Origin of the sequence: Arthrobacter sp. SRS-W-1-2016, from assembly GCF_002009585.1 — a bacterium.
Taxonomy (GTDB): domain Bacteria; phylum Actinomycetota; class Actinomycetes; order Actinomycetales; family Micrococcaceae; genus Arthrobacter; species Arthrobacter bambusae_A.
In genome coordinates, this window is sequence record NZ_MTPV01000071.1 from 24074 (window position 1) to 46447 (window position 22374).

Annotated in this window: 20 protein-coding genes and 3 tRNA genes; 13 read left to right on the top strand and 10 right to left on the bottom strand. The window is 63.8% G+C overall.

Annotation, left to right across the window (positions count from 1 at the left end; all coding sequences use genetic code 11):
• The first annotated feature begins 72 nt into the window (after window positions 1-72).
• Complete coding sequence (mptB, locus tag BMF89_RS19220) at window positions 73-1698, top strand: polyprenol phosphomannose-dependent alpha 1,6 mannosyltransferase MptB (RefSeq protein WP_078108653.1); 1626 nt, start codon at window positions 73-75, stop codon at window positions 1696-1698.
• Here mptB (BMF89_RS19220) and BMF89_RS19225 read toward each other — a convergent pair.
• Together BMF89_RS19225 and BMF89_RS19230 are read right to left on the bottom strand one after the other, a co-directional pair.
• Window positions 1682-2935, bottom strand: coding sequence for a glycosyltransferase 87 family protein (locus BMF89_RS19225; RefSeq protein ID WP_253190899.1), 1254 nt, complete (start codon window positions 2933-2935; stop codon window positions 1682-1684). The genes mptB (BMF89_RS19220) and BMF89_RS19225 overlap by 17 nt on opposite strands.
• A 34-nt stretch (window positions 2936-2969) precedes the next feature.
• Window positions 2970-4283, bottom strand: a complete 1314-nt coding sequence (locus tag BMF89_RS19230; protein WP_253190905.1) for a glycosyltransferase family 87 protein — start codon at window positions 4281-4283, stop codon at window positions 2970-2972.
• A 335-nt stretch (window positions 4284-4618) separates the two neighbouring features.
• Between BMF89_RS19230 and mptB (BMF89_RS19235) the strand changes: the two genes are divergently transcribed.
• A complete protein-coding gene (gene mptB / locus BMF89_RS19235; protein ID WP_253190900.1) occupies window positions 4619-6196 on the top strand; it encodes a polyprenol phosphomannose-dependent alpha 1,6 mannosyltransferase MptB in 1578 nt (525 codons plus the stop codon).
• 6 nt (window positions 6197-6202) lie between these two features.
• On the opposite strand, the gene BMF89_RS22500 is transcribed toward mptB (BMF89_RS19235), so the two are convergent.
• Entirely contained in the window at window positions 6203-6313 is a 111-nt protein-coding gene (locus BMF89_RS22500; RefSeq protein WP_253190901.1) for a DNA alkylation repair protein, read from the bottom strand.
• A 256-nt stretch (window positions 6314-6569) separates the two neighbouring features.
• On the opposite strand from BMF89_RS22500, the gene map reads away from it, so the two are divergent.
• Window positions 6570-7337 carry a type I methionyl aminopeptidase gene (map, locus tag BMF89_RS19245; protein ID WP_078108657.1) on the top strand — a complete coding sequence of 256 codons (768 nt, stop codon included), beginning with the start codon at window positions 6570-6572 and terminating at the stop codon, window positions 7335-7337.
• 105 nt (window positions 7338-7442) lie between these two features.
• On the opposite strand, the gene BMF89_RS19250 is transcribed toward map, so the two are convergent.
• A tRNA-Arg gene (locus tag BMF89_RS19250) sits at window positions 7443-7515 on the bottom strand.
• 218 nt (window positions 7516-7733) lie between these two features.
• On the opposite strand from BMF89_RS19250, the gene BMF89_RS19255 reads away from it, so the two are divergent.
• From BMF89_RS19255 to ettA, 3 genes are all read left to right on the top strand, one after another.
• The gene (locus BMF89_RS19255; protein ID WP_078108658.1) at window positions 7734-8300 is read left to right on the top strand and encodes a single-stranded DNA-binding protein; all 567 of its coding nucleotides are present in this window, start codon (window positions 7734-7736) and stop codon (window positions 8298-8300) included.
• 237 nt (window positions 8301-8537) lie between these two features.
• Window positions 8538-8954 (top strand): hypothetical protein, encoded by a 417-nt coding sequence (locus tag BMF89_RS19260; RefSeq protein ID WP_253190902.1) that lies wholly within the window; start codon window positions 8538-8540, stop codon window positions 8952-8954.
• 47 nt (window positions 8955-9001) lie between these two features.
• Window positions 9002-10684 carry an energy-dependent translational throttle protein EttA gene (ettA, locus tag BMF89_RS19265; RefSeq protein ID WP_078108659.1) on the top strand — a complete coding sequence of 561 codons (1683 nt, stop codon included), beginning with the start codon at window positions 9002-9004 and terminating at the stop codon, window positions 10682-10684.
• Window positions 10685-10804: 120 nt separating this feature from the next.
• Here ettA and tesB read toward each other — a convergent pair whose 3' ends face one another.
• Window positions 10805-11713 carry an acyl-CoA thioesterase II gene (gene tesB, locus BMF89_RS19270; protein ID WP_078108660.1) on the bottom strand — a complete coding sequence of 303 codons (909 nt, stop codon included), beginning with the start codon at window positions 11711-11713 and terminating at the stop codon, window positions 10805-10807.
• A gap of 63 nt (window positions 11714-11776) precedes the next feature.
• On the opposite strand from tesB, the gene BMF89_RS19275 reads away from it, so the two are divergent.
• Window positions 11777-12451: a hypothetical protein gene (locus BMF89_RS19275; RefSeq protein ID WP_078108661.1), complete on the top strand. Its 675-nt coding sequence runs from the start codon at window positions 11777-11779 to the stop codon at window positions 12449-12451.
• Between the two features lie 83 nt (window positions 12452-12534).
• Here BMF89_RS19275 and BMF89_RS19280 read toward each other — a convergent pair whose 3' ends face one another.
• From BMF89_RS19280 to pepN, 4 genes are all read right to left on the bottom strand, one after another.
• Window positions 12535-12954, bottom strand: a complete 420-nt coding sequence (locus tag BMF89_RS19280) for a globin (RefSeq protein WP_139359747.1) — start codon at window positions 12952-12954, stop codon at window positions 12535-12537.
• 55 nt (window positions 12955-13009) lie between these two features.
• Window positions 13010-13735 (bottom strand): mechanosensitive ion channel domain-containing protein, encoded by a 726-nt coding sequence (locus BMF89_RS19285; protein WP_078108663.1) that lies wholly within the window; start codon window positions 13733-13735, stop codon window positions 13010-13012.
• Between the two features lie 147 nt (window positions 13736-13882).
• On the bottom strand, window positions 13883-14362 hold the full coding sequence (locus BMF89_RS19290; protein WP_078108664.1) for an OsmC family protein: 480 nt from the start codon (window positions 14360-14362) through the stop codon (window positions 13883-13885).
• A 100-nt stretch (window positions 14363-14462) separates the two neighbouring features.
• The gene (gene pepN, locus BMF89_RS19295) at window positions 14463-17024 is read right to left on the bottom strand and encodes an aminopeptidase N (RefSeq protein WP_078108665.1); all 2562 of its coding nucleotides are present in this window, start codon (window positions 17022-17024) and stop codon (window positions 14463-14465) included.
• A gap of 137 nt (window positions 17025-17161) precedes the next feature.
• On the opposite strand from pepN, the gene BMF89_RS19300 reads away from it, so the two are divergent.
• The 3 genes from BMF89_RS19300 (at window position 17162) to BMF89_RS19310 (ending at window position 19669) form a co-directional block, all read left to right on the top strand.
• Window positions 17162-18163: a hypothetical protein gene (locus BMF89_RS19300; protein ID WP_078108666.1), complete on the top strand. Its 1002-nt coding sequence runs from the start codon at window positions 17162-17164 to the stop codon at window positions 18161-18163.
• 121 nt (window positions 18164-18284) lie between these two features.
• Entirely contained in the window at window positions 18285-18767 is a 483-nt protein-coding gene (locus tag BMF89_RS19305; protein WP_078108667.1) for a ribose-5-phosphate isomerase, read from the top strand.
• Entirely contained in the window at window positions 18767-19669 is a 903-nt protein-coding gene (locus BMF89_RS19310; RefSeq protein WP_078108668.1) for a DNA-formamidopyrimidine glycosylase family protein, read from the top strand. Before BMF89_RS19305 ends, BMF89_RS19310 begins: the two co-directional genes overlap by 1 nt.
• Window positions 19670-19755: 86 nt before the next feature.
• On the opposite strand, the gene BMF89_RS19315 is transcribed toward BMF89_RS19310, so the two are convergent.
• A tRNA-Gly gene (locus BMF89_RS19315) sits at window positions 19756-19829 on the bottom strand.
• A gap of 154 nt (window positions 19830-19983) precedes the next feature.
• Between BMF89_RS19315 and BMF89_RS19320 the strand changes: the two genes are divergently transcribed.
• From BMF89_RS19320 to BMF89_RS19330, 3 genes are all read left to right on the top strand, one after another.
• Window positions 19984-20058: transfer RNA gene (locus BMF89_RS19320), tRNA-Pro, on the top strand.
• Between the two features lie 68 nt (window positions 20059-20126).
• On the top strand, window positions 20127-21494 hold the full coding sequence (tig, locus tag BMF89_RS19325; protein WP_078108669.1) for a trigger factor: 1368 nt from the start codon (window positions 20127-20129) through the stop codon (window positions 21492-21494).
• A 242-nt stretch (window positions 21495-21736) separates the two neighbouring features.
• Window positions 21737-22366, top strand: a complete 630-nt coding sequence (locus BMF89_RS19330) for an ATP-dependent Clp protease proteolytic subunit (RefSeq protein WP_078108670.1) — start codon at window positions 21737-21739, stop codon at window positions 22364-22366.
• The last annotated feature ends 8 nt before the right edge of the window (window positions 22367-22374 follow it).

A 22374-nucleotide genomic window follows, 5' to 3' on the forward strand; every position in this document is an offset into this window, starting at 1 on the left:
AACTGGGCCGTTGTCGAGCGGTTGTTGCCTGCATCGATGAGCTGGACCAATGTAGGTAGGGACTGGAATATCATGACGGCAGGCGGAACGGGCGTGGGCACCTCAGATAGCCGGGATGAAGCAAAGGAATCCGCGGCGCCGCCGGAGAAGGCCGTCGCCGGTCTCTATTCCCCGAACGCCGCGCACATCGGCATCGGAATCCCCGGCCACGTGAAGGCCTACGTGGCAATCTGGCAAGGATTCTTTGGATCCCTCATGATCTTCGTCGGTTCGATCGGCGCCGGCTGGATCGCCAACGGCTCGCCCATGTTCAGGCACCCGCTTGTCATCGCCCTGCGCACGGAGGGCTGGGGCGTGACGACCTCCACCATCCTGCTGACGGCGGGGGCCATGCTTTTGGTCAGGTCGTGGTTGAGGCTCGGGCAAAGACTCAAGGACTGGGGCCCCGGCTCGCTCAGATCCGTGGTTGTCGCCGTTGCGGCGTGGGCGGCGCCCCTGATGTTTGCCGTGCCCATCTACTCCCGCGACGTTTACGCCTACACCGGCCAAGGCAGGCTGGTGCTGGAAGGCCAGAACCCGTACACCGCGGGCATTTCCTCGCTCAGCAACTGGTTCTCGCTGGGAGCCGATCCGGCCTGGGCAGAAGCCAAGACGCCGTACGGGCCCTACTTCCTGTGGCTGGCTAGATGGGTGGTGGGCATCACCGACGCCCAACCCGATTTTTCCGTTTTGCTCTTTCGCGTTCTAGCAACCGTCGGAGTGGTGCTGTGCGTGATCTATGTCCCCAGGCTCGCCGAAATGCACGGAATCAATCCCGGCCGCGCGCTGTGGATCGCCGTGGCGAACCCGCTCTTTCTCATCAGCTTCGTGGCCAGCGCCCACAACGATGCCCTCATGGTGGGCCTGGCCGTGGCCGGAATGTACTTCGCAGCCACCGGACGCCATATCACCGGGCTTTTGTTGGTGACGGCTTCCATCGGCATCAAGCCGATCACGGTGCTCCTCTTGCCCTTCATAGGACTCATGTGGGCTGGCCCTGCCGCGAGTTGGGCCCGCAAGTTCCTGTTCTGGGGCACGACGGCGGGTATCAGCTTTGCGGTCCTGGCAGTGAGCGGCATTCCCTACAACCTTGGCTTTGGCTGGGTCTGGGCCATCCTCGATCCCACACCCGGTTACACGGGATATTCTCCCTCCGGCTTCCTGGGCCAGCAGGTCGAGATGATCGCAAATCTCCTGGGCCTGCCCGGGTCCACCATGGCGACGGGGCTCCGGACGCTCATGAAGTGGGTCGGAATCGGGCTGGTGGTGGTGTTGATGTTCCGCGGCGACTATTCACGGCTGGTGCGCCGCGCGGCCCTGGCGTTTGCCGCCGTCGTCATGCTTTCCCCGATCATCCAGCCGTGGTACATCCTGTGGTTCATCCCGCTGCTCGCGGTCACGGGAATCAGGGACGACTGGCAGATCAAATCCCTCTATGTCGCGGTCACGTTTTTCGTCGCGTTTGGAGCGCAGGACCAGATCTCGGTGCTGTCCTTCGTGGAGTTGAACGTCAAGGTATCCTCCCTGTCATTCCTGGTGGCCTTGGGATTCACTGTCTACCTGATGGTGTTGGACGTTCACACCCGCAGGCTGCTGATCCGTTCCACTCCTGCGCAACTGCTCCGCCGGCTCGAGCAGCGGCTCAGGCGCTCCGAATAGCAGTTCTTGCGCCGGACTTGCGGCCCAGTTCCACCGTCCGCTGCACTGACCACCAGAGCAGGACAACCAAGAGAACGTTCCGCGTGGTGAGCACCGCCGCCATCACCGGGTTGGCATGGATCAGCGGCGTGTAGAACAACGGGTAGATCACAAAAGTCGTCATGGCGATCCCCATGAGGAGCGCGGCGGGAACCCGCCAGCGATTCCAGTCGTGGTTCAGCCCTGCGATAACCACCGGCGCAAGCCAGATGATGAATTGCGGCGAACCCACCTTGTTGAACACGATGAACGCGGTGGTCATCATGAGGGCGCCTTCGAGGAACAGCTCTTCCGCTTCGGCGCCGCGCCGAAGGGCCCAGATCAAGAGGGCGGAGCCGGCGACGGCGGCAAGCACCAAGAGCGGCTGCATCATGAACGCCGCCACATTGGCACCCGGTCCGTACACCTCGGTGGAGTTGATGGCGACGTTGTCGGCGATTTTGGAACCGCCGAGGTTGAGCACGCTCAACCAGACCCAAGGGGTTGAGAACGTGGCTTCCAGTTGCATTCCGCGTTCGCCTTGGTTGGTCAAAAAGTCGAGGATGTGTGGGAGGCCGCCCGAAAGGTAGGTGCCCAGTGCGACGGCCGCGGTTACGGCGGCACCGCACGCGATGATCCGCAGCCTGCGGTGGCTCGCGATGATGATGGGTACCAGGACGGCGGCCGGCCAGACTTTGATCCACGTGGCGATGCTGAGGAGGATGCCCGCCGCGACGGGCCGCGTAGCGGCATACAACAGGGCGACCAAGACAATGGGTGCCGTGATGCCCTCGACCCGGGCGAAGCTGAGGTAGCCCATGAAAGCGGTGAAGAACAGCCACCACCACGCGGGAGCGATTCCCGTTGTCCTGCGCGGTCCGCGGATCAGGATGAACAAGCCGGCGGCATTGAGCGCAGTGATGATCAACGTCCACACCAGGAGGTATGGACCCGGGCCCGCGATGTTGGCCAGGAAGATCGGAATCTGGGCGAGCACCGGGTATACCCACGGGCTGATGGCTCCATGGAGATCGGCAGGGTTGTAGCCGGCCATCGCCCACTGGCGGTACTGCTCAGTGTCGCTGAACGTGTTTCCCGACAGGAAGAAACTAGCCATCCAGCCGAGGAAGTACACATGGATGGCGGCAAAACCCCACCAGACGCTGGAAGGGCGGCTGAACCAGGCGACGGCGGCAGGTGGCAGGGCGGCGTCGCGCACGCGGACCAGTCCGTCAAAGAAGCGAACGGAAATCTTAGGACTCCTTGGCAGCGGTGGCCGGTTCTTTGGCCGGGATCTTCTTGCCCAAAAGGTAAAGGCGGCGCACGGACCAGCAGAACAGGACCACCAGCAGGACGTTTCGTACCGTCAAAACCAAGGCCATCAAAGGGTTGTTGTGGCTGAGTGCGTCATAGAAGAGGGGGTAGATGAAGAACGTGGCCACAGCAATGGCGATGAGCATGGCCGCGGGAACGCGCCATTCCTTCCAGCTGTGGGCGAGTCCTACAGCGACAGCCGGCGCCAGCCACACCATGAACTGGGGCGACCCCACCTTGTTGAACACGACGAAAGCCGTGGCCATGGTCAGGGAGCCGGCCAACAACAGCTCCGTGCGGTCCGCCCCGCCGGTTCGCTTGCCGTTGTGGAGCGCCCAGAAGATCAGGGCGGCCACCAGGATTGCAGCCAGGACAAGAAGGGGCTGCATCAGGAATGACATAAGCGTGGTGCCGGGGCCATCGACCTGCATGGAGTTGATGTCCGTGTTCATGTACATCCTGGAACGGCCAATATGGAGGACCGAGAGCCACAACCAAGGAGTGGTGAAGGTAGCCTCCAACTGCATGCCACGATCGCCTTGTTGGGTGAGGAAGTTAAAGAGCCTGGGCAGTTGACCCACCGCAGCAGTGAGCGCGACCACCACGATGCTCGTGAGAATTCCCGCGGCAAGCACCCGTGTTCTCTGCTTGACCACCGTGAAAAGCGAGAGGACGACGGCGGCTGGCCAGACTTTCATCCAGGTCGCGATGCTCAGAAGGGTCGAGGCAATGAAAGGGTGCGACACTCCATATGCCAAGGCGATCAGCACAATGGGTGCAGTCAAGCCATCTACGCGGGCGAAGCCCAAGCAGCCCATGATCAAGAGGAAGACGAGCCACCACCACCCCGCCGGGATGGCGTCGCGACGCCGTCCCCATCCTGTGAGCTTCGCGATAGCCACGCCGTTGAGCAGGGTGATCATGAGCACCCACAAGAAGAAGAACGGTCCGGGACCGGCCACGCCTGCTATGGCCATCGGCAAGAGGGCGAGGACCGGGTAGACCCACGGGCTCGGTCCGCCATGGAGGTTCCCGTCCTGGAATCCGGCTGCGGTCCAGTTTCGATAGATCACCGTGTCGCTGTACGCCCCGCCGTGAAGCGAGACAATCAAGGAGAAGACGAGGAAGACCAAATGCACCACGCAGAAACCGGCCAGCAGCCCTTTGGGGGAGTTGAGCCAGGCTTGCGCCGGGGAGGGAAGAACACGGTGACGGAACCGTGTGAGCGCGCTGAAGAATGAGTCCGTGGAAATGGGAGGATCCTTGCTGGGTAGTCGGTGTCGCGGGGTGTCGCAAGCCGTAACGGCCGGAGCCGTTCCAGACAACATCGGCTCCTTGAATTTCACGCGGAACCAGTGTGGCTATGGGTCTTCGGCATCAAACCAGAGCCCCGTCCATCCTATCTCAGGCCCCTTTCGCGGGCAGACCTCCCGTCCCGTTGGCCCCGGGGAGCCACGGGCCACGATGCTACAGTTGCAATAATCCATGGCAGCATGCAGTACCACTTTGGCCGGACGCGGCAGGGAACCGGACAGGATTTTGTTTGATGGTGACGTCGAAGTTTCGTGAGCGTGAGGTGGGGAGTTCGGTGGCTCATCCAGAGGCGCTTGGCGATTCCAACGCCCCGGTACACGGCATTGTGATAGCCAAAGCGGCAAGGACGGCAATCGTCCAGGGATTCGTCGGGTCTTTGATGATGGTGGCAGGCTCGGTCGGAGTCGGCTGGCTGGCCAGTAGCAGTGCCCTCATCCGTACACCCCTCTTCATCGTGGCCCGGACGTCTCCGGTTGGTGTGATCGTATGCACCGTGATGCTCTGCCTCGGCGCGCTCCTGCTTCTGCGCTCTTGGCTGCGCATTGCCCAGCGGATCGGCGGATGGAACCCTTCCTCGCGTCCGGTGCTTCGGCGCGCGTTGTGGATGTGGGCCCTCCCGATGATTTTCAGCTTGCCGTTGTTCAGCAGGGACGCTTATGCCTACATCGGCCAAGGCCGGCTCATGGAGCAAGGCCTGAATCCCTATACCAACGGCATCTCGGCCCTGAGCAACTACTTTTCACTCGGGCCGGACAAGTTGTGGACGGAAGCACCTACCCCTTATGGTCCGTTGTGGCTCTGGATCGAACAGGGTGCCGTGTGGGTGAGCGCCAGCGTCCCCGAGCTTGCACTCATTCCGTTCCGCCTGGCTGCCCTCGCAGGGGTCATACTCCTCGCTGTCTACGTTCCCCGCTTGGCTGCGCTCCACGGAGTGAACCCGGAGCGGGCATTCTGGCTTGGAGTCCTCAACCCCGTTCTCCTGATCAACTTCATCGCCAGCGCGCACAACGACTCCTTGATGTTGGGACTGGTTGTTGCCGGACTGTACTTCGCCTCGGTCAAACGTCCCGTGCTTGGAATCTTGTTGATCACTGCCTCGATCGCCATCAAGCCGATCACTCTGATTGCGTTGCCTTTTGCCGGACTGCTGTGGGCAGGTTCCCGGGCCGGCTGGGGACGCAGGATGCTTTGTTGGACGGCCACGTTGGGTCTGTCCATGGGGCTCCTCGCCGCTGCAGGATTGGTGAACGGGCTGGGATTTGGCTGGCTGGGCGCCCTCCAGACTCCCGGCGCCGTCTGGAGTTGGTACGCGCCGGTGGGCTTGCTGGCACACCTGGCCGGACTCGTCGTCGGACTATTCGGTGGTCCGGGCGTTCCCGTGACGGATGTTATCCAGACCGCCGGAACAGCGGTTTCGGCGCTTGCGATCGTCTGGCTCGCGGTGCGGACGCCCGGGCGCGGAATCGGAATGCCCGCGCCGCTTGCCCAGGAATCCGAGTTCAATAAGACCGTGCTCCGCAGGATGGCGTGGGCCTTCGCCGCCGTCGTAGTCCTCGCGCCGGTAATCCAGCCTTGGTACATGGTGTGGCTGCTGGTGTTCTTTACGGTGACCGGAATCGCAGACGGCGCCCAGCTTCGCACGGTCTTCTATTTGACCGCCTTCTTCACCCTCATCGCGCTGACCGACCAATTGAGCGTCTTCCAATGGATCCCCATCGAGGTGGTGCGCGGGGTGGCGATCGCCATCGGGGTCTCCTTCATCGCCTATCTCGTGTTCTTTGACAAGAAAACCCACGTGCTGTTCCGCCCGCGCCGCGGGATTCTGAAGCTCAGGCTAAAACCGAAGTCCTGAACCGGATCAGCCGAGGTGTTTCATGGCCTCACGGAGGGACAACGGGCTCAGCCTGGTCCTTCGGGTTTCCACGCAGCCCCGCACCCGCTGGGGATCGGTCTTGGCGTACTCCCGCAAGGTCCAGCCGATCGCTTTCCTGATAAAGAACTCCGGCGTCCAGGTTGGCGTCCAGCGCCGTGGCGAGAAGATCCTGGTCCGTGGCGATCCCGGATGACGGCGATTCTTCGGGGTTCCATACCGCGACTTTAGGACAACCCGTGGGTTGCCGCGGACTCACCACCCGGTTGACTCGGACGACGGCGCCCATAGAGTGGGTGGAAAGAGTCCGTCCGGTGGCCGTTCCGGCCCCCTGTTCCTATGCTTGGAGGCCTCAGTGTCCATGGTGAAGACGCCAGAGGAGATTGCGCTCATGCGTGAAGCCGGGAGAGTGGTGGCGAACACTCTATCGGCGGTTCGTTCGCACGCCGGCGTCGGGGTGTCGCTCAAGGAACTGGATGATATGGCTGCCGCTTTCATGGCGGCCGCCGGGGCCACTCCCGCGTTCCTTGACTATCGTCCGCGGTGGGCGCCTACGCCCTTTTCGGGGGTCATTTGCACGAGCGTCAACGATGCTGTGGTGCACGGCATCCCGGACGGATATGTATTGCAGGACGGCGACCTCTTGAGCGTCGATTGCGGGGCGTTTGTGCAGGGATGGTGCGGGGACGCGGCAGTCAGTTTCATTGTTGGCACTCCGGATCCGGTGGACCAGGAGCTGATCGACGCCACGGACGCCGCCCTCGCCCGCGGGATCGAGGCTGCCCGGATGGGAAACAAAATGGGCGACCTTGCGTATGCCATTGGCGGGGAGGCCAAGCGCAGCGGCTACGGGATCCTTGCCGATCACGGCGGACACGGCATCGGCCGGACCATGCACGCCGAGCCGAGCGTGCCGAACATCGGTCGGCCGGGCCGCGGAGTGAAACTCGTTGAGGGCCTGGTGATCGCTATCGAGCCCATGCTGATTCTGGGCGGCAGCGACGACTACTACCACGACGACGACCAGTGGACCCTGCGCTCCGCCAACGGCCGCCGCGCGGCCCACAGCGAACACACGGTGGCCATCACGGCGGATGGCCCGCTTGTTTTGACACTGCCCTAGTTGGATCGGTACGCGGGGCCGTAGCCGGCTTCCGGGCGCCGCCTTGATGGACAAGCCAAGAGCGGCTCTGAACCACGTTTCCGCAGGTCAGAGCCGCTCTTTGGGTGCCCCGGGAGGGAATCGAACCCCCGACCAAGAGATTAGAAGGCTCCTGCTCTATCCTCTGAGCTACCGAGGCAGGCGGCGCACCAACAGCACGTGGCTGTGGCGCCATCAAGAGTTTACATCGCGGCGGCTGCCCTTGTTGTCAGCCCGGTTTCGGGCGTGACTCGTCCTCCACAAGCGGGCATCCGGTCAGGCTATCCACATACGCGAAGTGGATACTGCCGCGGATCTGCGCGGCCCGTGAAGCTGAGAGGGCCAGACAGGCAGCTCTACTCACGTTAGGACACAACCATGAACGACATCATCACTGTCCGGGGTTTCGTTGCGACGGAACCCAAAAGTTCGACGACGCCGGGTGGGACGGGAACTGCCTCGTTCCGACTGGGTACCACGGAGCGCAGGTTCGACCGTGCCAACGATGCCTGGGTGGATGGCAACACCAATTGGTTCAGCGTCCAGGCGTTCAGGCATCTCGCGGGAAACATTGGATGCAGCGTCAAGAAGGGCCAGCGGGTCATCGTGGTCGGGAAACTCAAGTTGAGGCAATGGGAACACGACGGCAAGATCTATCACGTTGCCGAAATCGTCGCGGAATCAGTGGGGCACGATCTCATGTGGGGTTCTGCGAACTTCATCCGGACCTCAAGTAACACCATCCCGCAGAACATGCCGGTGGCACCGGAGGTTGCGCCGGAGAACCCCTGGCCTTCGGCGGATGATGATGGTGAGGACGGCCCGCATGACGACGAGGACGGAAGTGCCGCAGCCGAGCGGGAAGTAGTTCTGTCGGCTGGAGAAGGCGATGCGTCGGTTCTCGTTGATACCCGCACCGGAGAACTTGTGGACGCGAGTGCCTGAAGTACCCCGGTCCTCACATGACGACGGCGCCTGAAATAGTAGATGCCACGGACCTCCGCGGTTGCCATGCGGCGCACCAGGTAGTGCGCCGCATGGCAGAATGGCCGGGTGATGAGCAGGGGAACGCCGCGAAAACCATCAGGACGCCGCCAACAGGCCGGAAGCCGAGGTTTGCTGCTTGCGGTGCCCTTGCTCGTGGCCGGGCTGGTAGCAGGCTGTGCTGCGCCTGCTCCTGTCGTGTCAGCAAGCGCGCCGGCTTCATCGCCGATCCCATCGCGTACAGCCGGCGCCACCCCCAAAGCCAGTCCCGCTATCACACCGGGCGCTGCGAGCCCGGGGGCATCGGCTTCGCTCAGTCCGGGCACTGCGGCCCTGAAGCAGACCGTGGAGTCCGTACTCAAAACCGTTGTCGCCGCAACGCCCAAACCGGCGCAGGATGAGCTGCGATCGCAACTCGTTTCGGCAGGCATCCCCGCCTCTGCCGTCGAGGTGTCCGCGAGCAAGACGCCAACGGGACTGGATGTCGACGCCATTGAGACCGCGGCCAAACTGGACAAGGACTGCGTGATCGGGGAGATCAGGGACGGCCAGGTTTCAGTGTCGGTCCTTCCCGTGTTGGCGAGCGGCAAATGCTTCGTCGGGGATTCCCACTAGCAGGGCCGAATGTGAGTTATGCCTTGCCACCCATTAGATTTAACGGCATGGCGGAATTCATTTATACGATGACCAAGGCTCGCAAGGCCGTTGGCGAAAAACTAATCCTGGACGATGTCAGCATGTCGTTCTTCCCTGGCGCGAAGATCGGCGTCGTCGGCCCGAACGGAGCCGGCAAATCCACGATCCTGAAGATCATGGCTGGTATCGACACACCGTCGAACGGCGAAGCCCGCCTCAGCCCCGGCTATTCCGTGGGCATCCTCCTGCAGGAGCCGCCCCTGAACGAGGAAAAGACCGTCCTGGGCAACGTCCAGGAAGGCGTGGGCGAGATCTACTCGAAGATCCAGCGCTTCAACGCGATCTCCGAGGAAATGGCCAACCCGGACGCCGACTACGACACCCTGCTGGAGGAAATGGGCCACCTCCAGGAAGCCATCGACGCTGCAGATGCGTGGGACATCGATTCCCAGCTCGAGCAGGCCATGGACGCGCTTCGCTGCCCGCCGGGCGATTCCGACGTGACTGTCCTGTCCGGTGGCGAGCGCCGCCGGGTAGCGCTCTGCAAGCTCCTGCTGCAGAAGCCTGACCTCCTGCTTCTTGACGAGCCCACAAACCACTTGGACGCCGAAAGCGTCCTGTGGCTGGAGCAGCACCTCTCTTCCTACCCCGGTGCCGTCCTCGCCATCACTCACGACCGCTACTTCCTGGACCACGTCGCCGAGTGGATCTGTGAAGTAGACCGAGGACGCCTTTACCCCTATGAAGGCAACTACTCCACGTACCTGGAGAAGAAGCGCGCCCGCCTCGAAATCCAGGGCAAGAAGGACGCCAAGCAGGCCAAGCGCCTCACGGAGGAACTTGAGTGGGTCCGCTCCAACGCCAAGGGCCGCCAGACCAAGTCTAAGGCGCGCCTGGCCCGGTACGAGGAAATGGCAGCTGAGGCTGACCGCACCAGGAAGCTCGACTTCGAGGAAATCCAGATCCCGCCGGGACCGCGTCTGGGCGGCCTGGTTCTGGAAGCGAAGAACCTGCAGAAGGGCTTTGATGACCGGACCCTGATCGACGGGCTTTCCTTCACGCTTCCCCGTAACGGCATCGTCGGTGTCATCGGTCCCAACGGTGTGGGCAAGACCACGCTGTTCAAGACCATCGTCGGGCTGGAACCGCTCGACGGCGGCGACCTCAAGATCGGTGACTCGGTCAAGATCTCCTACGCCGACCAGAGCCGTGGCGGCATCGACCCCAACAAGACCCTGTGGGAGGTCGTCTCGGACGGACTGGACTTCATCCAGGTCGGCCATGTTGAGATGCCGTCGCGCGCGTACGTCGCGGCTTTCGGCTTCAAGGGACCGGACCAGCAGAAGAAGGCCGGCGTGCTCTCCGGTGGTGAGCGCAACCGCCTCAACCTGGCGCTGACCCTGAAGCAGGGCGGAAACCTCCTGCTTCTTGACGAACCCACCAACGACCTCGACGTCGAAACCCTCAGCAGCCTTGAGAACGCCCTGCTCGAGTTTCCCGGCTGCGCCGTCGTGGTCTCGCACGACCGGTGGTTCCTCGACCGGGTTGCCACCCACATCCTCGCCTACGAGGGCGACGAGGAGAACCCGTCGAAGTGGTACTGGTTCGAGGGCAACTTCGAGTCCTACGAGGAGAACAAGGTGGAACGCCTCGGTCCGGACGCTGCCAAGCCCCACCGCGTCACGCACCGCAAGCTGACCCGCGACTAAAAGCGGATTGCACCGCAAAAGGCCGGCGCCCTGGATCTTCTTCCAGGGCGCCGGCCTTTGTGTTGCGCAGAATTATTGCTTCGCGGGATCTCGGCCGTCTTGCGGCGGCGTCGCGGGCAGCTACGACGGGATCCGGAGCATGCCTTCCTGTGCCACCGTGGCGACGTGCCGGCCATCCCGGCTGAAGATCTTGCCCGTGGCAAGTCCGCGGGCGCCTTGGGCGCTGGGGGACTCCTGCACGTAGAGAAGCCACTCGTCCACGCGGACCGGGCGATGCCACCACATGGCGTGGTCCAGGCTCGCGACGCTCATTCCAGGAGTCATCCAGCTCAATCCGTTCTTGCGGAGCACCGATTCCAGGATGGTGTAGTCGCTCGCGTACGCCAGGGCAGCCAGATGAAGGTTGGGATCGTCGGGCATCGGGCCGAAAGTCTTCATCCAGACGGCATTGCTGGCTACCCGGTCCTCGGGCGCTTCCACGTAGATCGCGGGATCCACGTGGCGGACATCGAAGGGCCGCTCGAAGGACATGTGGCGGGCAAACGGGTGGTCGTACTTCTGCAGAAGCTCCGCGGTGCTCGGCAGGGTTTCGGGATCCGGGATTCCGGCAGGCATCGAGGACTGGTGTTCCACGCCCCCGGCTTCTGTCTGGAAGGACGCGATCATCGACAGGATCGGTTGGCCTTCCTGGTAAGCGTGCACTCGGCGCGCGGAGAATGAGCGACCGTCACGCAGCCGTTCGACGCTGAACGTGATGGGCCGGTTGGCGTCTCCCGGACGAAGGAAATAGCCGTGCATCGAATGGACCGTCCGGTCCTCCTCCACGGTGCGCATGCCGGCCACGAGCGATTGGGCGAGCACCTGGCCGCCGAACACCCGGTGGCGCGGCTGTTTCTGCGACGGTCCAAGGAAGATGTCCTCGGCTGTCCTCGCGCCGTCGAAGTCGGCCAGGGACAACAGTTCGATGAGGGTGGATGTGGGGTCCTCAAGGGCAACCTGATGGTCCAGGCCGGCATGCGCGTCAGTCATGGTTCGACTCTAGACGCCACCCTGACCCCTCTCAACCGCGGACATGCCGGTAGAGTCGATGATGTGTCCGATGTATTGACCCAGTCCCTCCATTTCGTCGATCCCCGTGATCTGGCGGACCTCCGCACTTATGTCACGCGTGCCAAGAGCATCGACGATGGCGCCATCAGGCTGCAGGCGTCCGGGCGCGTCCTGGCGGCATATGTGTGCGTCTTGAGGCCGCGCCTCCTGGGCGAATCGACCCCCACCATTCTCGGGCTACGGACCATCGCCCTCGCCGATGACGCGCACGCGGACGTCACCGTGACGCTGTCCTCGGTCCTGGACCGCTTGGCGCGTTCCGGTGCCGACGACGTCGAGCTTCCGATCCCGCCGTCGACCGTTTCCGAATCGTGGGCGGGAGTCGGGGCTCCCCGCGGAGGCTGGGAGCCTCTGGGTTCTGTGCCCGACGCCGAGCTCAAGTCCGTAGCGAATGCGGGCATTGCCGAGGTGGCCGGGATTGTTCCGGAACAGCCCGGCGCATTGATCGTCAACAACGCCAGGGCCGCGGTGTGGGGACGGGAGATTCCGGGCCTCTACGGCGTGCCCGCTGGCGCGGCGTTCGCGGCCTTGGCGCTCGGCTTCCTTGGCGACGGGGAACACCGGCTCTTCCGCAACGGCCGCTGGTTCCGGCTCAGCGGGAGCCGGGGCCACATCCTGGCACGATCCGGATCAGGCCTGGGCTTCCAGGCCCGCTAGGCCCCTGAACCCGAGCCAATCCGGGCCCAGTTCCGGTCCAATCCCGAGCCGTTCCCCTGGCTACACGGCACCGTCCTACAAACTCAGGGCTGGTGGACTGACGGGCTGTTGACCATCGTGAGCGCAGCCCGCTCCATGTAGTCCCACAGGGTACCTTCGTGAAGCGGCGACAAGCCAAGCGAATCCACCGCCGCGCGCATGTGGAAGAGCCAGCGGTCCTTGGCTTCGGGTGTCACCTGGAACGGCATGTGCCGCATCCTCAAGCGGGGATGTCCGCGTTCCTCGCTGTAGGTGCCCGGACCGCCCCAATACTGCTCAAGGAACATGAGGAACCGTCGCTTAGCGGGGGCGAGGTCTTGTTCCGGGTACATGGGCCGGAGCAACGGATCTCCGGCGACGCCGTCGTAGAAGACATCGATGAGCTTCACGAATGTCTCGTGGCCACCGATGGCCTCGTAGAAGCTGTCCGTGTAGGCCGGCTGGCTGAAGGGATCGTTTTGCATCAGTTGCCGCCGTTCGGCCGGCTGCGGCGCTGTGGCTTCCGGCTGGCTGCCCACGTCACTCACCTGCTTTCTGCTCTTGAATCTTGAGGGATTCCTTCGGGGATTGAGGCGCGCCCGATGCCGCGGTTTCGGCAGGCGCTGTGCCTGGGGGTGCAGGCGGAACGTCCGGATCAGCTGGTTCCTCCGGCACGTAGTCGCCTTGTGAGCGGTTGCCCACCCTCAGGATTTCTCCGTTGCGCAGATACCAGATGGCGCCGTCTTCGGCCCGGAGCCGGGTGATCCGCAGGCCTACCGATTCGACGGTGCCGATCACTTCGGTGGTGACGATCACATCGCCGATCCCGAACTGGTCCTCGATGGTGATGAAGATGCCGGACAGGAAATCGCGGATGAGCTGTTGGGCGCCGAAGCCGATGGCGACACCCAAAATACCGACGCTCGTGAGTAGCGGCGCAATGTCCACGTTCAGGTATTTGAGGACGTAGATGATGACGATGACCACCACCACCACGCTCAGCACGCTGGTCAGCAAGGAGCCGATGGTGTGCGCGCGTTGGGCACGCCGTTCATGGTCGAGCGCCCGGAAGGCGGGCTGAACCCACCTGAAATGCGGTTTCTTGAAGAAACTGGTGCCCTCGGCCACCCTGCGGGTAATACGCAGGATGATGAACCGGGCCACAACCCAGAACACCAATCCGATGCCCAGCGTCACGAAGATTGACGCGTAATCGATTTTGGCTGCATCGGCCACGATGTTGTCGGTCGACGAGGCGACGTTCATGTGCGGGAATGCTCCTCACGGGATCCAATTGTTCGCCGGGCCCTTGATTGCCGGGCGCTGAACACTCTGTCCACGCTCAACCCTATCGCCGTAGCGTGGCCGGATCCGCATCGTGATTCCCGGCGGAACAGCATTCCCCTCGTCTGGTTAGCCCGCGGCCGCCGTCGTGCCCGGCTCATGAAGAACAGGAAAATTGACGCTCCGGGCGATGAAGCAGACCTGGTTGGCCTCATGGTGCAATTCGTCCACGAGGGAAATGTGGGCCGCGTCCGCGACCGTGACTTGCGGCTTCAAGGTGACGTTCTCGAACTGGCCGCTGCCATCGCGATTGAGCCTCATCATGCCTTCGGCATGGTCGACATAGTCGGTGACCACCACGCCGTGCTTGACGGCGACGTGCAGGAAAGACAGCATGTGGCACTGCGACAGGGCGGTGAGGAGCAGCTGTTCGGGGTTGTACCGGCTACGGTCGCCATGGAAGGTGGGGTCCGAGGATCCCTTCAGGACGGGCAGGCCGGGGATCTCGACGTCGTGGTCCCTGGTATAGCCGCGGTAGCTGGAAGTCCCTGTGCCCAGATTGCCGGTCCAGCGCACGGTCAGGGAGTAGTGGTGTTCGTCGAGGCTCATGCGGAAAGTCTAGCGGCGGCGCTTTCCCGGACGGCGCACGGAAAGGCCCCGGTTCCGTTGAAGCGGAACCGGGGCCTGTTGGTGACTTACCCGACCGCTTCTAGAGGTCTGCCGCGCGGGCCTTCAAAGCGCGGGCAACGCCGTCGCGGTTTTCCAGCATCATGCGCCGCAGGGCGCTGCTGTCTGCCGGCAGTTCAGCGAGGAACTTGTCCGTACGGTCAACCGTGGCTTGGGTGGTCAGCTGCGCTGGATAAAGCCCGACGACGATCTGCTGGGCCAGCGCGTGGGTGCGGTTGGCAACGATCTCGGGCACTGCCTCAAAGTACTCTTCGGCGTACGGCTCCAACAGGGAGGTGTCCAACACGCGCGTGAAGCCCGTGACGGCGGAGCTCTGAATGGCGTTGGAAAGCTCGCCCGTGACCACGATCTTCTTCCACGCTGCGGCCTTCGCCTCGGGAGTGGGAAGGGCCGCCGCTGCCAGGGCGGCGGCGTTCTGGCCATTGGCGGTGTGGTCGCGCTCCAGCTCGGCGTCGATCCGGTCCTGGCCTTGGCGCCCGCCCACCACCAGTGCGGTGAGAAGTTCCCAACGCAAGTCCTGGTCGACTGTCAGGCCATCGAGGACCGTGCCGCCGTCGAGGAGCGCCTGGACGTTGTCCAATTGCGGGTTGCTCGCCGCAAGCAGCGCGAAGGACTTCACGAATTGGAGCTGGGCGTCCGATCCTGCGGCCGCGGTGCTCGAGAGTTCCCAGAGCTTGTCCGCCGCAGCCACGGTCGCCGCATCCTTGTGCTCCGCTGCGACGTAGTAGGTGAGGGTGGTCGCCAGCTGGCGGAGCTGGGTCTGGATCACGGACGAATCGGTCTCGGATGCGATGTTCGCCAGGATCAGATCGGCGTAGCCACGGGCCGGGGTTTCGCCGTCGCGGGCCGCATCCCAGGCCGAGCCCCACACGAGGGTTCGCGGCAGGCTGCCCGCAAAGTCCTTCAGGTGGGTCTTCGCGGTGGCCAAGGAGGTGGGGTCGAGCCGCACTTTGGCGTAGGCGAGGTCGTCGTCGTTGAGCAGGACGAGATCCGGGCGTGCCATTCCGGAAAGGGAGGGGACCTCGGTCCGGGTGCCGTCGACGTCGAGCTCCTCCCTGTGGGTCCTCTCAAGTTTGCCCTCGGCGGAGAGGTTGTAGAACCCGACGGCGAGGCGGTGCGGCCGCAGTGTCGGCTGCTCCTCGATGGCCGTCTGCACGATCGCGAAAGACGTGATGGTGCCGTCGGCGTCGACCTCGAGCTCGGGGGAGAGGGTGTTGACTCCGGCAGTCTCGAGCCAGAGCTTGCCCCACTGGTCCAGGTCGCGGCCGCTGGCAGCTTCGAGTTCCTTCATGAGGTCCACGAGCTCGGTGTTCTGCCACGCATGCTTCCGGAAGTATTCGCGGACTCCGGCCATGAACTCTTCCGGTCCCACCCAGGCAACCAACTGCCTCAGCACGGAAGCTCCCTTGGCATAGGTGATGCCATCGAAGTTGACCTCGACGTCCTGGAGGTCGTTGATCTCGGCGAAAATCGGGTGCGTCGTGGGCAACTGGTCCTGCCGGTACGCCCAGGACTTCTCCACCGAGGCAAACGTGGTCCAGGCCCGGTCGAATTCGGTGTTTTCGACCGCGGCGAGGTGGGACATGTACTCGGCAAACGACTCGTTGAGCCAGAGGTCGTTCCACCAGCGCATCGTGACAAGGTCCCCGAACCACATGTGGGCCAGTTCATGCAGCACGGTGATGGCGCGGCGCTCGATCTGGGCACCGGTGACTTTTCCGCGGAAGACGTAGCCCTCGAGGATGGTCACGGCGCCGGCGTTTTCCATGGCGCCGGCATTGAACTCGGGAACGAAGAGCTGATCGTACTTCTCGAAGGGATACGGGAATCCGAACTGGGCCTCGAAGAACTCAAATCCCTGGCGGGTCAGTTCGAAGATGTTGTCGGCGTCCAGGTACTGCATGAGGGACTTGCGGGCGAACACGCCGAGCGGGATGACGCGGCCATCGGAGCTCGTGACCTTGCTGCGCACCGATTGGTACGGTCCCGCGATCAAGGCGGTGACGTAGGAGGAGATACGGGGAGTGGGGGTGAAGCTCCAGACGGAGCGCGCCCCGCCGTCGTTCCCGGGGGTGGTTTCCACGGGAACCGGAGTGGGCGAGTTGGAGATCAGGTCCCAGTGCGAGGGCGCAGTGACCGTGAACGTGAACTCTGCTTTCAGGTCCGGTTGCTCGAACACGGCGAACATGCGGCGCGAATCCGGCACCTCGAACTGTGTGTACAGATAGACCTCGTTGTCCACCGGGTCCACGAAGCGGTGCAGGCCTTCACCCGTGTTCATGTAGGGGGCGTCGGCGACTATCGTCAGTTCGTTTTCGGCGGCGAGCCCGGGCAGCTGGATGCGGACACCGTCGGACACCGCCGCGGGATCGAGATCCGTGCCGTTCAGGGTCACGCTGTGCACGGTGTCCGTGATCGCGTCGATAAAGCTCGATGAGCCCTCGACGGCGGAGAACTTCACCACCGTGGTGGAGCCGAAGACCGTGGCGCCCCTCGTCAAGTCGAGGGTGACGTCATACGAACTCACGGAGATCAATTCTGCGCGCTCTCCGGCTTCGGCGCGCGTCAGGTTCAGGCCTGGCAAGGGTTGCCTCCAAGAATGGTTTCGAGAAGCCGGTTGGTTTCAGCCAGCGCCGGCGCTGTGAAGTCATTCTTTCACTTGATTCCGGCTTGGCAAGGAAGCTCGATCACAGTGTCGCCCGCTCGGGGTAGCGTTGGAATATGGGAAAGATGCGCGACTCCTTGGACCTCCGGGCACTCCGCTTTGCGGTGGCATTTCCGCTGCTGCTCGCCGCCGCGTTCGCCGTGTGCGCACTCATGCTGCGCAACAACCTTCCGGATCCTGTCGCCATCGCGTGGAACGCCGACGGCGGAACCAGCTTTGCGCCGTTCCTGGCCTATGTCCTGGGCGGAGGAGGGATTCTGGTCGTGGCAGGCTGGCTCGTGTTCATCCAGGCCGTTCCCCTTTCCCGGCCCGTGATGATGCGCCGGGTCATGATGGGCATGGGCCTCATGGTGACCCTCTTCATCACCGCTGTGCTGGCCGCCGGACTCGTGGGGCAAACGGGCCTCGCCGACGCCCGCAGCTCGCACGTCGATCCGACCGTCCTCGCGTTGGGCTCGGGCGCGGCGTTGCCCCTCGGCGTCGTCATGATGATGGCATTCAAGCCTGATCCGCGCTGGACACCGGAAGACGACGCGGCCCTCGAGGCCGAAAGGATCCGGACGGAAGACCCCGGCTTGGCGGAGGATTCCATGTTGCTGTGGGTCCACGCCCGGAGTTCGGTGTTCGTGATGATCTGCGTGGCCACCTTGTTCCCCGCCATGTTGATCGCGATTGCGCTCCCGTGGTTGGGGGCATTGCTGGCCGTGGTCGCCGTCGTCGGGGCGTGTTTCCTGTTCGTCCGGGTGCGGGCGGACCGGGGCGGGGTGCAGGTCTTCGTCGCGGGCGTACTCAGGGTGCTCACGGTGCCTGCCGTGGATATCGCAGGCGCGGCCGCCCAGGAAGTCAGGGCCGCCGACTTCGGCGGGTGGGGACTCCGGCACCACGGAGGAGCCACGGCCATGCTCGTCAGCAGCGGTCCCGCCGTCGTCGTCCGCCAGGTCAGCGGCCGGAGGGTGGCGTTCAGCGCCGGGACCTCGGCCACTGCGGACCGGCTCGCGGGAATCCTGAACCGGGTCGCTGCGCGTGCCCAGCGCGGCGAGCAGCCTCCGGCCCCGTGAGGCCGAGGGTCCCCGGTTCGTCTTAAGAGGTGGGCCGGTGCCCGATCCTAGTAACCTAGGAACCGCATCCCTCACCGCCGCGCCCGGCTTTGCCGCGCGCGCCAGACTGAATGGACTTCCTGTGACCACACCCCGCGTCCACATCGCCACGGACCACGCCGGCATGGAGCTGAGCGCCCACCTCGTAAACCACTTGACGGCCAAGGGCTACGACGTCGTTGACCACGGACCCAAGGTGTACGACGCCCTCGATGACTACCCTTCGTTCTGCATCAACGCGGCCGCTGCCGTGGTCGCCGACCAAGAGGCGGGCGTTCACGCACTGGGCATCGTCCTGGGCGGATCCGGCAACGGCGAACAAATTGCCGCGAACAAGGTCAAGGGTGTCCGGGCCGCGCTCGCCTGGAACCTCTCCACGGCGAAGCTGGCCCGAGAGCACAACGACGCCAACGTCGTCGCCGTGGGCGGCCGCCAGCACACGGTCGCGGAAGCCACCGAACTAATCGAGGCCTTCCTCGAAGAACCGTTCAGCAACGACGAACGCCACGTGCGCCGCATCGGAAAGATCGCCACCTACGAGAACACCGGCGAAATCGTTGCCTAATGCCTGAAGGGCATTCCATCCATCGCCTGGCACGCCAGTTCCAGGATGTTTTTGCCGGGCAGGTTCTGGAGGTCTCCAGCCCACAAGGCCGATTCGTCGCGGGCGCAGCGCTTTTGGACCGCCACGAGCTGGTCGAAGCGACGGCGCACGGCAAGCAGCTCTTCCTCCGTTTTGGCCACGGGCTGCTTCTGCATGTCCACCTGGGCCTCTACGGTGCGTGGAGCTTCGGTGGCGATGAGACCTTCCGCGGAGCCTCGAGCATCGGGGCGCCGCGGCGGATCGGCGAACGCGAGAGTTTCTCCCAGGAAGCCGGCACGGGAAGCCTGGGAAGCAGCTACGCGGGCCCGCCTGAGCCCGTGGGTGCCGTCCGCGTGCGCCTTGTTGCGACGAACGGCTGGGCGGACCTCAGGGGCGCCACCACGTGCGCGACGATCACCGAGGCAGAGGCCGCAGCCGTCCTTGCCCGCTTGGGCCCGGACCCGCTCCACAACCGCCCGGGCGACCGCGAGGAGTTTGTCCGCCGCCTGCTGCGCCGCAAGACCGCCGTCGGGCTCCTCCTCATGGACCAGGCGGTCGTGGCTGGAATCGGCAACATCTATCGCGCGGAGGTGCTGTTCCGCCAGGGCGTCGATCCGTGGACTCCGGGCAGCTCCCTGGACCCGGAAACCGCCGGACGACTGTGGGATGACACCGTGACGGCGATGTCCGACGGCGTCCGCGACGGCCGGATTGTTACGACGCCATCGGCTTTGTGGAGCGGAGGGAACGCAGAAGCGCTCGACGGCGAGGCCCACTTTGTCTACAAGCGGCAGGGACAGGCTTGTCGGCGATGCGGCGAAGCAGTGGGGATGGCCGAGCTCGGCGCGCGCAAACTCTATTGGTGCCCCGGCTGCCAGAACTGACGTCCGGCGCTGACCGGGTGCACCGCGCTCACCCGGGTACATCCTGAAAACACGAAGGGCCCCTCCGTGAGGGGCCCTTCGTTCCATGGAGGGGACGACGGGAATCGAACCCGCGTAATCAGTTTGGAAGACTGAGGCTTTACCATTAAGCTACGTCCCCGGGCAAGACTGCATGGATCCCTATGAAGCTCACAGGGTGGTCCGTGCATCTTTCCGGTGGCTGTTGAAGCCGGATATAACTAAACCTAATTCAGGGGCCAAGTGTCAAATGTGCATTCTCCGGCGAGATGCCCGTAGACTGTCCTGTGCATTCACGGGGTGTAGCTCAGCTTGGCTAGAGCGCCTGCTTTGGGAGCAGGAAGTCGCAGGTTCAAATCCTGTCACCCCGACTCTGTGTGCCTGTCCCGGTCCGGGACGCGGCAGAACCCCATCCCACAAAACCAGGAGTACTTAGACTGTGAAGAGCGCTGTCGAGAACCTCACCGCCACGCGGGTCAAGCTCAACGTTGAGGTTCCCTTTGAGGAACTGAAGCCGAGCATCGATGCCGCTTACAAGACCGTAGCTTCGCAAATCCAGGTTCCCGGGTTCCGCAAGGGCAAGGTTCCTTCCAAGCTGGTTGACCAGCGCGTCGGACGCGGCTACGTCCTGGAGACCGCCATCAACGATGGCCTCAACGGCTGGTACCAGGCTGCCGTCCAGGAAGCCGGCCTCCGCCCGCTGAGCCGTCCCGAGGTTGAGATCACCGAGGTTCCGGACCCGTCCTCGACCGACGGCGAACTGAAGTTCCAGGTTGAGATCGACGTCCGTCCCGAGGTTGAACTCCCGGACTACGCCGGCATCAAGGTCGAGGTCGCTGCAGCGGATTCCTCCGACGCCGACGTCGACAAGGCCCTCGACGAGCTCCGCGGCCGCTTCGGCACGCTGAAGTCCGTTGACCGCCCGGCCGCCGATGGTGACTTCCTGACCATCGACATCACCGCCACGATCGACGGCGCCGAGATCGACTCCGCCACCGGCCTGTCCTACCAGGTTGGCGCCGGCACCATGCTTGAAGGCCTCGACGAGGCCGTCACCGGTCTCTCCGCCGAAGAAGAAGCAATCTTCGACACCACGCTGGTTGGCGGCGAGCACGCCGGCGAGGCAGCCCAGGTCAAGGTTGCGGTCAAGACCGTCAAGGAGCGCGAGCTCCCCGAGGCCAACGACGATTTCGCCCAGCTGGCATCCGAGTTCGACACCCTTGCCGAACTGCGCGAAGACCTTGCCAAGCAGGCCGCTGAGTCCAAGGTCGTCGGCCAGGGCGTCGAAGCCCGCGACAAGGTCTTGGACAAGCTCGTCGAGCTTATCGAGGTTCCGGTTCCGGACTCCGTGGTTGAGGAGCAGCTCGAAGCGCACTTCAACGCCGAGAACGCCCACGGTGAGGGCGAGCACGACACCGAGGAGCACCGCGCCGAGGTCAAGGCCAACACGGCCCGCGCCTTCCAGAACGAGATCATCCTTGACGCCATTGCCGACAAGGAAGAAGTGAGCGTCAGCCAGAACGAGCTGATCGACTACATCGTCACCACCGCAAGCCAGTACGGCATGGACCCGAACCAGTTCGCCCAGATCATCGATCAGAGCGGCCAGGTTCCCATGATGGTTTCCGAGGTACGCCGCCGCAAGGCCCTCGCAGTCGTCCTCGGCCAGGCCGAGGTTGTCGACTCCGAAGGCAACAAGGTCGACCTCAGCGACTTCGTGCGCCCCGCAGGCGAAGAGGCCTCCGTCGAGGAAGCCGAAGAGGCAGCCGTTGTTCCGAGCGACGACCCCGCTGCAGTGAAGTTCTAGTTTCAACTCTTGCCGCCCCCGGATCCTTGATCCGGGGGCGGCTTGGTTTAAGCCCGGTGAGCATCGAAAGCGAGCTCTTCGGCAATCGTGCGCCGTCAGCGAACAGTGCGATTCGGGAGAACAAATCGCCGTGGAAAACGGTTAGTGTCCAAGTAGTGAAGATCAGGGATGGCAAGTTCAGCAATGGCCCTGTCACCAGCGAGAGGTAAGTACTTATGTCACAGCACGCAGATGCGCCCAGGATGGCAACCGTCGATCCAGCGGCCCAGGACAACTACATCTACAACCGCCTGCTGAAAGAGCGCATCATCTGGCTCGGATCCGAAGTCCGGGATGAAAACGCCAACGCGATCTGCTCCCAGCTCCTCCTCCTCTCCGCTGAAGACCCGGAGAAGGACATCTACCTGTACATCAACTCGCCCGGCGGCTCGGTGACTGCGGGCATGGCCATCTACGACACGATGCAGTTCATTCCGAACGACGTCGTGACCGTTGCCACAGGGCTGGCGGCCTCCATGGGCCAGTTCCTCCTTTCCTCGGGCACCAAGGGCAAGCGCTACGCCACTCCGAACGCACGCATCCTGATGCACCAGCCTTCCGGCGGCATCGGTGGAACGGCGTCGGACATCAAGATCCAGGCGGAGCTGATCCTGCACATGAAGAAGGTCATGGCCGAGCTGACAGCCGAACAGACCGGACAGACCGTGGAGACCATCCTCAAGGACAACGACCGCGACAAGTGGTTCACGGCAACCGAGGCTCTCGCTTACGGCTTCTTCGACAAGATCTCTGCCCACGCGGGATCGGTCGCCGGCGGCGGCGGGACGGCGAATTCCTCGAATTCCGAGACCCCGTCGACCTCCGAGAAGTAACCGGCACC